The sequence below is a fragment of the Microbacterium sp. OR21 genome, from assembly GCF_047306785.1.
Taxonomy (GTDB): Bacteria; Actinomycetota; Actinomycetes; order Actinomycetales; family Microbacteriaceae; genus Microbacterium; species Microbacterium esteraromaticum_E.
Genome location: NZ_JAZEXJ010000003.1, coordinates 85,881 through 98,651 on the forward strand (window position 1 = coordinate 85,881; position 12,771 = coordinate 98,651).

Genomic DNA, 12,771 nt, shown 5'->3' on the forward strand with positions numbered 1-12,771 from the left:
CCCGGAGGTCGGCAGGTCACGGTGCGACAACGGCTTCGACATCATCCTCGGACGCAGATCGCCCCTCCCCGCGCGGTGCGGCGGGAAGGGACGATCGGACGGCGGATGCTACTTCGAGGTGCCCTGCGACACCGATCCCTGCAGCTGACGCTGGAAGAGGATGTAGACGATCAGCACGGGGATGATGGTGATCATCACCGCCGCGAACATCTCACCGAAGTCCAGCGCGTAGCCCGCCGAGGAGGCGTAGGAGGCCATGCCCTGCGAGAGCACGTAGTTCTCCTGGCTCGTGTTCAGCGAGATCGGCAGGAGGAACTGGTTCCACAGGCCCAGGAAGTTCATGATCGCGACCGCGGCCATGCCGGGCTTGGCCATCGGCAGCATCACCTGGAAGAAGGTGCGCCATTCGCTGGCGCCGTCGACGTACGCGGCCTCCTGGATCTCGTACGGCAGGGACTTGAAGAACGAGAACAGGAAGAACACGGTGAACGGCAGGGCGAACGCCACGTAGGTCAGGATCAGCCCGGGCAGTGTGTTCAGCAGGCCCATCCCCTGCAGGATGAAGAACAGGGGCACGATCGCGAGGAACACCGGGAAGGTGAGTCCCGCGAGCATGAGGTAGTAGATGACCCGGCTGCCCGGCACCGAGAACCTGGCCAGCACGTACGCGCACATCGCGCCGAGCACCATCACCAGCACAAGCGCGACGCCCACCACGATGACGGTGTTCAGGAACATCCGTCCGAAGCTGTTGCCCACCCATGCGCTGATGTAGTTGTCGAAGTTCCACTGCGCGGGCAGCCCGAACGGCGACGTGAAGATCTCGGTGGTCGTCTTGAACGAGCCGATCAGCGTCCACACCATCGGCAGGATGACGATGAGCGACCAGATCGCCAGGACGCCGTGCGAGATCCCGCCGACGACCTTGTCGCCGGTCGTCGCCTTCGTGGTGCGGGTCACGGGGCCGGGGCGGGAGCCGCGCCGACGCTCGGACTTGGGGTCGATGGTGACCGCGGCGCGCGTCTCGGTGCTCATGCGCGTCCTCCTTCATCCTTGCCGCCGATCAGGCGGAAGACGCCGATCACGAGGGCGGCGAACAGCAGTGTGATCACGGCGAGCACCACGCCCATGGCGGTGGCGAGACCAAACTGGCCCTTCTCGAACGCGGTGCGGAACAGGTACTGGCTCATGACCAGGGTGCTGTTCGACGGCCCGCCGGTCGAGTTGAGGCCGGCCATGTACACGAACGCGTCCAGAGCCATGATGCCCAGGTAGATGTACGCGGTCTGCACGTTGTCGCGGATCTGCGGCAGCAGGATCGAGGTCACGGTGCGGAACCGGCCTGCTCCGTCGATGCGGGCGGCCTCGAGGGTCTCGGCGGGGATGCCCTTGATCGCGGCGACGAACAGGATCATGTAGAAGCCGACCATGCTCCAGACGATCACGAAGATCGTCGCACCCATGGCGGTGCTCTGCTCGCCGAGCCAGGCGAACTGGTTGGTGTCGATCCCGAAGACGCCCAGCACGCCGTTGAGCAGACCGCTCGGCGTGTAGATCATGCTCCACAGGATCGCGATGACGATCGCCGGGATCACGTACGGGAAGAACGACACCACCCGGTAGAAGCTCGAGCCGCGCAGGCCGCGGACCTGACCGTGGCTCGCGCCGCCCACGGTGATCATGCTGGCGAACACCAGCGCGATGACGATCGTGATCAGCGGGACGACGATGGCCAGCAGGATGTTGTTGCCCATCGCCTGCATGAACGTCGAGTCGTTGAAGAGCCTTACGAAGTTGTCCAGCCCGATGAACTGCATGTTGGGCGAGAAGCCCGTCCAGTTCGTCATCGAGTAGTACAGCGCCTGGATGAACGGCGAGATCACGAAGGCGAGGAACAGCGCCAGCGGCAGTCCGAGGAAGACGAGCAGGAACGACACGTAGTCGAACGTCAGCTTGCGCGGGATGCCCGCACGGGGCGCCTTGCGGCGCCCCGTGCTCGCTGCGGTGACCGTGGCCGTCTCCAGCCCCGGTCCGCCGCTGGCGGTCGAATAGCTCACTTGATCTCGATCTTCGTGACCGACGAGTCCTCGCGGACCTTGTCCACGATGGCCTGGAGCTGCTTGGTGAGCTCGGCGACCGTCATGCCGCCGCCCAGGAAGGAGTTCCAGATCGGGAGCTGGTCGGAGTTCATGCCGTAGAGGTTCGTCGACTTGATGGTGAACACGTTGTCACCTGCGGCCTCGAGCATCTTCGACTGCGACACCAGCGCCGTCGACCCGAACCCGTCCTCGGGGACGGTGCCCTTGACGATGGTCGGCGCGAGCTTCTCCTTCGCGAACGCGGTCGCCGACTCCTTCGACAGCATGGTGCGCAGCAGCTCCTTGCCGCCCTCGGGGTTCTTCGCCTTCGACGGGACGATGAACGGCTCGCCCGCCTCCGCTCGCATGAACCCGGCCGGGGTGGTCTGGTTCTCGTCCAGCGGAAGCTCCGGGATGCCCATCATCTTGAAGTCGGGCGCCGTCTGCTTCTTCATCTCGTTCTCGATCCACGAGCCCGAGGGGTACAGCAGCGCCTCCTGGTCGAGGCTCCACTGCGACTGCGCCTGCGTGAACTGCGTGCCGGCGCCGCCGGGCTTGACGTAGCCGGCCTTGATGAGCTCGTAGAAGATCTCCAGGATGCTCTGCAGGGTCGGGTGCGACCACGCCTTCGGGTCGAGGTTCTCGAGCGGGAGGCGCACGTCGTCGCCGGACTGGATGACCGCGGAGTCGATGACGAACGTCTGGTAGTAGGTCGCCGCCTCCTTGCCCCACAGGAACAGGAACTTGCCCTGCTCCTTCGCCTTGGCGCCGAGGTCCGTGAGGTCCTGCCACGACTTGGGCAGATCCCAGCCGTTCGCCTCGAACAGGCTCGACGAGTACCAGAGGCCGTACACGGTCATGACGTAGTTCAGCGCCTTGAACTTGCCATCGAACGTGCCGGGGTCCTTCACGCCACCGAACAGGGTGTCGCTGATCTTCTCGCCCTCGAGGTTGTCGGCCTCGAGCACGTCGTCGAGCTCCTCGAGCTGGTCGAGGATGGTGTTCCATCCGATCGAGTTCGCGCCCGAGTTGTCGATGAGGTCCGGCGGGTTGCCGCCGACGAACCGCGGCTGCAGCTCCTGGGCGATCTTGGTCGACGACGACACCTTGACGGTCACGCCGTCGAGCGCCTTGTTGCCCTCCATGATCTTCGCGGAGTTCTCGACGTAGTCGATGCCGTAACCGCCGTTGAAGATGACCGCGTCGACCTTCGAGTTCGCGGCGACGCCGAACGGGTTGTCAGCGGTGACGTCCCCGGCGGGCTTGTTGTCGCCCGTGTTGCCGCCGCCGGGCGCGGCGCACGAGGCGAGCGTCGCGCCGAACGGCAGCAGCAGCGCTGCCGCGGCTGCGCCGCGGAGCAGGTTGCGACGGCTGATGGATGCTTCGTTGAGGTCCATCTCATTACCTTCCGTTGTGATTGATCGGTGTTCAGGGTCGGTTCCTCCGCCGAGCTCGGGAACCCAGGGTTGAGCTCGGCGGTCAAGCTCCCCGCCGGATGCGGCCCGCGTAGCGGTCCTCAAGGACGGAGTTGTGCTCATCGCCGCCGGGGATGTTGGCGGAGATGTACATCGGTGGAGTTTCGCCGCGCTCGGCGATCGTGCGCGCGACGCCGAGCGTCAGCAGCTGCGCGATGAAGGCGGCGGTGATCGACGAGATCGCGCCGGCGCCGATCCCGTCGGCGACCTCGAGGGTCGAGTCGCCGTAGGGGGCGAGATTGTCGATCACGACATCGGCGATCTCGCTGAGGCGCTTGCCGCTCGGGTGCTTCGGCTCGACGCGGGCGGTGTGCGCGAGGCTGGTCACGGCGATCACGGGGTGACCGTGCTCCTGTGCCCAGAGCGCGGTGCCGACGATCGACCCGTTCACCCCGGAGTTGGATGCGATGAGGAAGACGTCGTGCTCGTGCACCGGCACCGTGGCCATCAGCTCGTCGACCACCCACGGCTCCCGCTCGAGCGAACCGGTGAGCACGCCGGCCTCGCGGTCGCCGTGCATGACGATGTCGCGAAGGGCGAAGCGGTTCGTCGGGATCAGCCCGCCGGCACGACCCGCGATCTCCATCGCGAATGCCTCGGAGTGGCCGGTGCCGAAGGCGTGCAGCACGCCGCCTCTGTCGAGAGCGCCGACCATGAGGTCGATCGCGGCGTCGAGCCCGCCGGCTTCGGCATCCGCAGCCAGACGCTCCAGGCGCATGGTGGCTTCGCGCAGCAGCGCGGACGGCGTGGCGGTCATCGGTCCTCCTGGGGTGCGGGGGCGGGCTTGGCCGAGCGCGGTGCGCGGCGGTGCGGCGCGACGGCCATCGCGCTCGCGGCGAGACGGGTGGATGCCACGCCGAAGGTCTGCTGCGCGGCGAGCACGTAGAGCAGGTCGAGCACGAGCAGCTGCGAGTGCTTGACGGAGAGGTCGTCGGGGCGCAGATACGTGGTCGGCTCGGCAGTGGCGAGCGAGACGTCGGCGAGGCCGGCGAGTGGGGAGTCGATGTCGTGGGTGATCGCGACGGTGAACGCGCCGGTCGAGTGCGCCTGGGAGAGCATCTGCACCGTCTCCTCGGTGCGCCCGGTGCTGGAGATGCCGACCGCCACCGACGACTGGTCCTGCAGCACCGCACTGGTCAGGCCGTCGTGCACGTCCGACCAGCTGTGGGCGTTGACGCCGATGCGATACAGCCGGCCCTGGAACTCCCGCGCCATGACGCCGCTTCCGCCGACGCCGTAGATGTCGACGTGACGTGCGGCGGTGATCGCGTCGGCGACGCGCAGCACCGAGTCCAGATCCAGACGGGTCGCGGTGCTCTGCAGGCTCTCCACGTGCAGGTTCAGCAGGGTGTGCAGGACCTTGCCCGGCTCATCGGACGCGCTCAGCTCGCGCCCCATGTCGGCCTGCCAGCTCTCGTCGGCGTCACCGCGTCCGATCTCCGACGCCACGCCGACGCGGAACTGCGTGTAGCCGTCGAAGCCCAGCGCGCGGCAGAAGCGGGTGACGGTGGCGGCCGACGTTCCGGCCCGGTCAGCGAGCTCTGTGATGGTCAGCTCGACGGGGGCTGCGGGGTGCTCGGTCACGACGTCCGCGATCCTGCTCATCGCCGCGGGCATGGCGCGGCGGCGGTCTGCGATGCGGCGCGCGATCGTCAGTCCGTTGCCGATGTCCCGGGTCCGTGGCACCATTGCCTCCAACTTCTCCAGCGGTTCGGGCGAGTGCTCTCGTCCGGCGATCCCTGCTGGAATGAAAACTATTCTCACGCGACGAAAACGTCAAACAGGACAACATCACAAATGAGTCACGAACCGCTCCTCGTCGGCGTCGACGCCGGAGGGACCTCCACCCGAGCAGTGCTCACGGACCTCACCGGACGCTGCCTGGGCTACGGCATCGGCGGCCGCGGCAACCCCATCTCAGCCGGCCCGGAGCGCGCGGCGGCCGGCGTGCTGGACGCCATCCGCGGCGCTCTCGAACCCACCGGACGCCGGCTCGACGATGTGTCGATGATCGTGGCGGCCATGGCGGGGATGCGGGCGTCCGGCGGCAGCGAGTGGCTGATGCAGCGGCTGGTCCCGGCGGGCTACCGCGGCGCGCTGCGCTTCGAGTCCGATCTGCTCGCCGCGTATTTCAGCGGCGCGGCGGCTCCGTTCGGGTACGCCCTCGTCTCGGGCACCGGAGCGTGCGTCATCCGGGTGCAGGACGGCCGCATCGACGCGGCCGGCGACGGCCTGGGCTGGCTGCTCGGCGACCGGGGGAGCGGGTTCTGGATCGGGCACGCGATCGCCCGCGCCGCCGTGCAGGATCTCGACGGCACGGCCCCGCCCACCGCGCTCACCGATCGCGTGCTCGCGCACTACGGGCTCGAGCGAACCGACGTGCGCACCGACGGGCGGCAGCTCGAGCTCGAGGAGCTGATCGGCCGGCTCTACGGGCATCCGCCGATCGAACTCGCGGTTCTCGCGCCCTACGCCTTCGACGTCGACGACACGGTCGCGCGGGGCATCCTCACCGCCGCCGGCGAGCACCTCGCCGACACGCTCTCCGCCGTCCTCGACGGCAGCGGGCCCGTCGTCGTCGGCGGCAGCGTGCTGGCGCGACCCGGCCCCGTCCGGGACGCGTTCATCGCGCGGCTCGGCGCATCCGGGGAACGCCTCGATCTGCGCCCGGTCAGCGACGGCGCCGTCGGCGCCGCCGTGCTCGCCGTGCGCGCCGCCGGCGGCGTCGCCGACGAAGCGGTCCTCGCCCGGCTGACCGACTCCGTCGCCTCGTTCCGGTAGAGGCCGCCGCGAGCCGTAGACTTGACCGTCTATGAACCCTGAAGCCCTCTCCGCCGCAGTCCTCGCCGTTCTCCGTCCGATCGCGGCTTCGCTGCGACCGGACGAGGAGCTCGGCGTCGACGCTGCGGACATCGTGCTGGAGCGCCCGCGCAACCGCGACCACGGCGACTGGTCGACCAACATCGCCATGCGTCTGGCCAAGCGGCTCGGCACGAACCCGCGCGAGCTCGCCCAGCGGATCGCCGACGACCTGGCGCGGACCGCGGGGATCGACGCCGTCGAGGTCGCCGGTCCCGGCTTCATCAACATCCGCCTCGAGGCCGGTGCCGCTGGCGCCCTGGCGAAGAGCATCGTCGAGCAGGGTGAGGCGTACGGCACCAACCAGTCCCAGGCGGGAGTCTCGGTGAACGTCGAGTTCGTCTCGGCGAACCCGGTGGGGCCGCTGCACATCGGGCACACCCGCTGGGCGGCGCTCGGCGACTCGATCGTGCGCCTGCTGCTGGCCAGCGGCGCCGACGCGGTGCGCGAGTACTACATCAACGACGCGGGTGCCCAGATGGAGCGCTTCGCCCAGTCGATCCTCGCTGCGGCCAAGGGCGAGCCGACGCCCGAAGGGGGGTACCCCGGCGAGTACATCGCCGTGCTCGCGCAGCGTGTGCTCGCCGCGCACCCCGGACTGCTCGACCTGCCCGGCGACGAACAGCTGGTCATCGCCCGCGACCAGGCCTACGAGTATCAGCTCGCCGAGATCAGGGCATCCCTCGATGCCTTCAACGTGCCCTTCGACGTGTGGTTCTCCGAGCGCACCCTGCACGCGGCCGGCCCGGACGGATCGAGCCTCGTCGACCAGGCCGTCGAACGGCTGCGCGCACAGGGCCACGTCTTCGACGAGGAGGGCGCCGTCTGGGTGCGCACCACCGACTTCGGCGACGACAAGGACCGCGTCATCCGCCGCTCGAACGGCGAGTACACGTACTTCGCCGCCGACGCCGCGTACTACCTCAACAAGAGCGACCGCGGCTTCCGCGACAAGATCTACCTGCTCGGCGCCGACCACCACGGCTACGTGCACCGCCTCAAGGCGGTCGCGGGCGCCGCGGGCGAGGACCCCGAGAAGAACATCCACGTGCTCATCGGCCAGCTCGTCTCCGTGCGCGGTGCCCGTCTGTCCAAGCGGGCAGGGAACATCATCGAGATGGACGACCTGCGCGCCTGGATCGGCACCGACGCGCTGCGCTACGCGCTGGAGCGCTCTCCGGCGGATTCGCCGCTCGACCTCGACCCCGAGCTGCTGCAGAAGCGCACCAACGACAACCCGGTCTTCTATGTGCAGTACGCGCACGCTCGCACGCACAACGTCTCGCGCAACGCCGCGGACTCGGGTGTCGACCGCTCCGAGTTCGCCCCCGAGCTGCTCACCCATGAGACCGAGAGCGCGCTGCTCGGCGCGCTGCAGGAGTTCCCGCGCCTGGTCGCGTTCGCAGCCGAGGTGCGCGAGCCGCACCGCATCGCGCGCTACCTCGAAGAGCTCGCCGGCCTCTACCACCGCTGGTACGACAACTGCCGTGTCATCCCCAAGGGCGACGACCCGATCGAGACGGTGCACCGCACGCGCTTGTGGCTGAACGACGCCACCGGGCAGGTGCTGCGCAACGGGCTCGACCTGCTCGGAGTCTCCGCCCCCGAGCGGATGTGATCGCATGACGAGGGCGCAGACCGCACGACGCAGGGCGCGCTGGCCCTGGGTCGTGCTCGTCGTGGCTCTCGTGCTCGCAGGCCTCGTCGTCGCCGGGGAGCTCGCCGCCCGCGCGATCGTCCCCAGCACGGTCCGCTCGCTCGTCATCTCCAATCTCGATCTGCCGGCCGACCAGCAGCTCGACGTGCAGACACCGGGCGTGCTGCTGCCGCAGCTGATCTCCGGCACGCTCGACGAGGTGCGCCTCGCATCCGACGACGTGACGATCGGCGGCATCACCGGCTCGGCCCGGGTGACGGCGACGGACGTGCCGATCACGGGGGGCGAGCTGGGTACGGCCGAGGGCACCGTCTCGATCGATCAGGACGAGTTCGGCTCCCTGCTCGAGAACTCCGAGCTGCCCATCACCCGCATCGCGCTCGCCGCGCCGAACGCCACCGTCGAGGGAGAGCTCGAGCTGTTCGGGCGCCAGATCCCCGTCGGACTCACCGTCACCCCCGCAGCCGAGGACGGAGACCTCCTGCTCGCCCCCGTGTCGCTGATGCTCAACGGCGCCCAGGTGGACCTCGGGGCGGTGGCGGGAATGATCGGCGGCGCAGCGGAGAGCATCACGCAGCCGCAGCGCGTGTGCATCGCCGATCGTCTCCCCGCGGGGATCACCCTCACCGGGCTGCGCATCGAGGGCACCCGCGCCGTCGCCGACATCTCGGCCGACGGACGGATCACGGTGGACCAGGCACTGCTCGAGAACGGCACCTGCCCCAGCCCCTGAGGGCCCGTTCCTCACTCGGGCGCGGCAGCCCTCTGCGCGGCGCGCAGCGCCGCGGTGGCCGCGCGCACGTCGTCCTCCGCCCGGCGCAGCGCGAACTCCGGCAGCGTCTCGGCCCCGAACCGTTCGGCGACTCGGTCGCTGCGCTCGCGGTGCGAGACCGTGATCAGCGCGCTGGAGATCAGGATCACCTGCGTCGAGAGGTTCAGCCACAGCAGCAGCGCCAGCAGCGAGGCGAAGGAGGCGAGCAGCGGGTTCGACTTCGCCCCGCCGACGAAGAGTCCCGACAGCTCCTGCAGCACCAGCAGTCCGACTGCGCCCACGAGCGCCCCGCCCCACAGCGCGCCGGCCGAGGCCCGCACGCCGGACAGCATCCGGAACACCGCCGCGATCAGCACCGCGTCGAGTGCGAACACGACGACCAGCGACAGCAGCCGCACCGACCAGAACACCAGGGCCGAGTCGCCCGCGACCCCCAGCAGTCCTGCTATCCAGCCGACGATCAGCTCTCCCGCGAAGGTGAGTCCGGCCGCGGCGACGAAGGTGCCGCCGATGATCAGCGCGAGCAGGACGCTGCGCAGGATCACCAGGTAGAACACCACGTCGGTGTGCTCGGTTCCGGCGACCGTGCGCACCGCGGTGCGCATCGAGCCGATCGCGCCGAGCGCCGATCCGATGAGGCCCACGAGCGAGATCACCCCGGCGACGGACAGCCCTTCGGGCGCGGTGATGTCGCCGAGGTCGACGATGCCGTTCTCTCCGTCCGTCGCGATCAGACCCGGCACCGCTGAGTCCACCGCCGAGACCACGGCGCTCCACGCTGCGGCATCCCGGGAGAGCCACAGCGCGGCCGCGGAGAACCCGAGCAGCACGGCGGCGAAGACGCTGAACAGCGCGCGATACGTGACCGCGTCTGCGAGCATCGGGCCGCGCCGTCCGCTGTACAGCAGGGCGGCGCGGACGATGCGCAGCCGCAGCAGACGTCGGATCAGGTTCGCGGATGTCCGCGCCAGCCACCCCTTCTGCTCCGGTCGCGTGGTCGAACCCGGTTCGGTACTCGTCGGCCTCTCCATCCTCCCCACACTATTGAGCGCATCGGAATGTGGACGGGGGTTGACGCGGCGGTGTCTTAGAATCAGGGGCGACCTCGCCGCCACGGCGAGACCCCGTGATCCGATTGGTTCTGCGTGCATTCCCCTGATTCCTCTCCCGCCCCCGGATGGCTGCTCGTCCCCGACGACGCCGACGACCTGGTCGAGGGGGTGTGGCCGCGCTCCGCTCGCCGTGACGCCGACGGCGAACTGCACATCGGCGGCGTGGGTGCGGGCGATCTGGCCCGCACGTACGGCACGCCGGTGCAGGTGATCGACGAGACAGAGGTGCGCCGCCGAGCGGCGACGCTGCGCGCCGCGTTCGAGAACGCCGCGGCGACCCACGGCACGACGGCGCGCATCTACTACGCGGGCAAGGCGCTGCTGAACACGACGATCGTGCGCTGGGTGCTGGACGAGGGGCTGAACGTCGACGTCTGCACCGGCGGCGAGCTCGAGGTGGCGCTGGCCGGGGGAGCGGATGCCGGACGGCTGGGCTTCCACGGCAACAACAAGTCCGCCGCCGAACTCGAACGCGCGGTGGGTGCCGGGGTCGGCACGATCATCATCGACAGCCTCATCGAGATCGAGCGCCTCGCTGCGATCGTCTCGCGCACCGACGCCTCGCAGCGGGTGATGCTGCGCGTCAACAGCGGCGTGCACGCCGAGACGCACGACTTCCTGGCCACCGCGCACGAGGATCAGAAGTTCGGCTTCCCCCTCGACCAGGCGGCTGCCGCCGTCGCCCGCATCCGCGAGATCGACGGGCTGGTGTTCGTCGGCCTGCACTGCCACATCGGATCCCAGATCTTCGGGGTGGCCGGGTTCCGCGAATCCGCCTCCCGCGTGCTCGACCTGCATCAGCAGCTGCTCGATGGCGGCGAGATCCCGCAGCTCAACCTGGGCGGCGGCTTCGGCATCGCCTACACCCGGGTCGACGATCCCACGCCGATCGCCGAGCTCGCCGACGGCATCGTCTCGGCGGTCGCCGAGGGGTGCGCCGCCCGAGGCATCCCGATGCCGGCCCTGTCGTTCGAGCCTGGCCGCGCCATCGTCGGGAACGCGGGCGTGACCCTGTACGAGATCGGCACCACGAAGGACGTCGCGCTCGAGACGACGACGCGGCGCTACGTCAGCGTCGACGGCGGGATGAGCGACAACGCGCGCCCAGCCCTGTACGGCGCCCAGTACTCGGCCCGGCTCGCGTCCCGGACCGGCACCGGCAACCCGGTGCTCGTGCGCGTCGTGGGCAAGCACTGCGAGTCGGGCGACATCGTCGTCGACCACGAGTACCTTCCCGGCGATCTGGCGCCCGGCGATCTGCTCGCGGTGCCCGCGACCGGCGCGTACTGCGCGCCGCTGTCGAGCAACTACAACCACGTGCCGAGGCCGCCCATCGTGGCCGTCGCCGACGGCGTGTCCCGGGTCATCGTGCGCGGCGAGTCGATCGACGATCTGCTCGCGCGCGACGCGGGCATCCCGCAGTGACCCGCCGCTCGGGCCAGACCGAATCACCCATCCGACGTGCTGAGGAGCGCAGATGACTGACTACCGACGACTTCGCGTGGCGCTGCTGGGGGCCGGGGCCGTGGGCTCTCAGGTGGCCTCCCTGCTCCTGCGCCACGGCGACGAGCTCGCCGACCGCGCAGGGGCGCATCTGGAGCTCGCCGGAATCGCCGTGCGCGATGTGGACGCGCCGCGTGACGTCGACCTTCCCCGCGAGCTGTTCACCACCGACGCCGAGACGCTGATCACCGGGGCCGACATCGTCATCGAGCTGATGGGCGGCATCGAGCCGGCCCGCTCGCACATCCTGCTGGGTCTGGGCTCGGGGGCCGACGTGGTGACGGCGAACAAGGCGCTTCTGGCCACCCACGGCCCGGAGATCTTCGACGCAGCCGGACGCGTCGGCGCCTCCGTCTACTACGAGGCCGCCGCCGCCGGCGCCATCCCCATCATCCGTCCGCTGCGCGACTCGCTCGCCGGCGACCGCGTGGTGCGGATCATGGGCATCGTCAACGGCACCACCAACTACATCCTCGACCGCATGGACGGCGAGGGCGCTGACTTCGCCGACGTGCTCGCCGACGCGCAGCGTCTCGGCTACGCAGAAGCCGACCCCACCGCCGACGTCGAGGGGTACGACGCCGCGCAGAAGGCGGCGATCCTGGCATCGCTCGCCTTCCACACCGCCGTTCCGCTCGACGCCGTGCACCGCGAGGGCATCACCACCGTCACCGCGGACATGATCGAAGAGGCGCGCGAAGCCGGATTCGTCATCAAGCTGCTGGCGGTGTGCGAGCGACTGGGCAACGGCGGCGACGAGTCGATCTCGGTGCGCGTGTATCCGGCGCTCGTGCCGCGTGATCACCCGCTGGGTGCCGTGCACGGTGCGAACAACGCCGTCTTCGTCGAGGCCGAGGCCGCCGGCTCGCTGATGTTCTACGGCGCCGGAGCCGGAGGCGTGCAGACGGCGTCCGCCGTGCTGGGCGACGTGGTCTCGGCCGCGCGCCGTCACATCGCGGGCGGCACCGGAGTCGGCGAGTCGACCAGGGCCAACCTGCCGGTCGTTTCGATCGGGCACGTGCTGACCCGCTATCAGATCACCCTCGAGGTGTCCGACGAGGCGGGCGTGCTCGCCGCCATCGCCGGACTGCTCAGCGAGGGCGGCGTCTCCGTCGCCACCCTCGTGCAGACGGTGATCCCCGCCGAGGACGGCGCCGGGGGCGACACCGCCCGCCTGATCATCGGCACCCACCGTGCCACCGACAGCGCCCTCAGCGCCGCCGTCGATCGCCTCGCGGCGAGCGACGCGGTCGAGCGCGTGGTGTCGGTGCTGCGCGTCGAGGGGGAGTGACGTGGGGGTCACCCTCGTACCCGC

Annotated in this window: 11 protein-coding genes; 5 read left to right on the forward strand and 6 right to left on the reverse strand. The window is 69.7% G+C overall.

Annotated elements, in window-relative coordinates:
• Positions 1–108: 108 nt before the first annotated feature.
• From V2S04_RS08930 to V2S04_RS08950, 5 genes are all read right to left on the reverse strand, one after another.
• Positions 109–1,035, reverse strand: coding sequence for a carbohydrate ABC transporter permease (locus V2S04_RS08930; RefSeq protein ID WP_413638192.1), 927 nt, complete (start codon positions 1,033–1,035; stop codon positions 109–111).
• A complete protein-coding gene (locus tag V2S04_RS08935; RefSeq protein ID WP_413638758.1) occupies positions 1,032–1,964 on the reverse strand; it encodes a carbohydrate ABC transporter permease in 933 nt (310 codons plus the stop codon). Before V2S04_RS08935 ends, V2S04_RS08930 begins: the two co-directional genes overlap by 4 nt.
• Positions 1,965–2,053: 89 nt before the next feature.
• Positions 2,054–3,475 carry an N-acetylglucosamine/diacetylchitobiose ABC transporter substrate-binding protein gene (gene ngcE, locus V2S04_RS08940; RefSeq protein ID WP_413638193.1) on the reverse strand — a complete coding sequence of 474 codons (1,422 nt, stop codon included), beginning with the start codon at positions 3,473–3,475 and terminating at the stop codon, positions 2,054–2,056.
• A gap of 82 nt (positions 3,476–3,557) precedes the next feature.
• Complete coding sequence (locus V2S04_RS08945) at positions 3,558–4,310, reverse strand: sugar isomerase domain-containing protein (RefSeq protein ID WP_413638194.1); 753 nt, start codon at positions 4,308–4,310, stop codon at positions 3,558–3,560.
• Positions 4,307–5,239, reverse strand: a complete 933-nt coding sequence (locus V2S04_RS08950; protein ID WP_413638195.1) for a MurR/RpiR family transcriptional regulator — start codon at positions 5,237–5,239, stop codon at positions 4,307–4,309. The genes V2S04_RS08945 and V2S04_RS08950 overlap by 4 nt, the downstream gene beginning before the upstream one ends.
• A 111-nt stretch (positions 5,240–5,350) precedes the next feature.
• Here V2S04_RS08950 and V2S04_RS08955 point away from each other — a divergent pair, with 111 nt between their 5' ends.
• The 3 genes from V2S04_RS08955 to V2S04_RS08965 are packed head-to-tail and all read left to right on the forward strand — an operon-like array spanning position 5,351 to position 8,802.
• Positions 5,351–6,334 carry an N-acetylglucosamine kinase gene (locus V2S04_RS08955; protein ID WP_413638196.1) on the forward strand — a complete coding sequence of 328 codons (984 nt, stop codon included), beginning with the start codon at positions 5,351–5,353 and terminating at the stop codon, positions 6,332–6,334.
• 31 nt (positions 6,335–6,365) lie between these two features.
• On the forward strand, positions 6,366–8,030 hold the full coding sequence (gene argS, locus V2S04_RS08960) for an arginine--tRNA ligase (protein ID WP_413638197.1): 1,665 nt from the start codon (positions 6,366–6,368) through the stop codon (positions 8,028–8,030).
• Positions 8,031–8,034: 4 nt separating this feature from the next.
• Positions 8,035–8,802, forward strand: a complete 768-nt coding sequence (locus tag V2S04_RS08965) for a DUF2993 domain-containing protein (RefSeq protein ID WP_413638198.1) — start codon at positions 8,035–8,037, stop codon at positions 8,800–8,802.
• 11 nt (positions 8,803–8,813) lie between these two features.
• On the opposite strand, the gene V2S04_RS08970 is transcribed toward V2S04_RS08965, so the two are convergent.
• Positions 8,814–9,872: a YhjD/YihY/BrkB family envelope integrity protein gene (locus V2S04_RS08970; protein WP_413638199.1), complete on the reverse strand. Its 1,059-nt coding sequence runs from the start codon at positions 9,870–9,872 to the stop codon at positions 8,814–8,816.
• Positions 9,873–9,986: 114 nt separating this feature from the next.
• Between V2S04_RS08970 and lysA the strand changes: the two genes are divergently transcribed.
• Positions 9,987–11,378, forward strand: a complete 1,392-nt coding sequence (lysA, locus tag V2S04_RS08975) for a diaminopimelate decarboxylase (RefSeq protein ID WP_413638200.1) — start codon at positions 9,987–9,989, stop codon at positions 11,376–11,378.
• Positions 11,379–11,430: 52 nt separating this feature from the next.
• Positions 11,431–12,747, forward strand: coding sequence for a homoserine dehydrogenase (locus tag V2S04_RS08980; protein ID WP_413638201.1), 1,317 nt, complete (start codon positions 11,431–11,433; stop codon positions 12,745–12,747).
• Positions 12,748–12,771 lie beyond the last annotated feature (24 nt).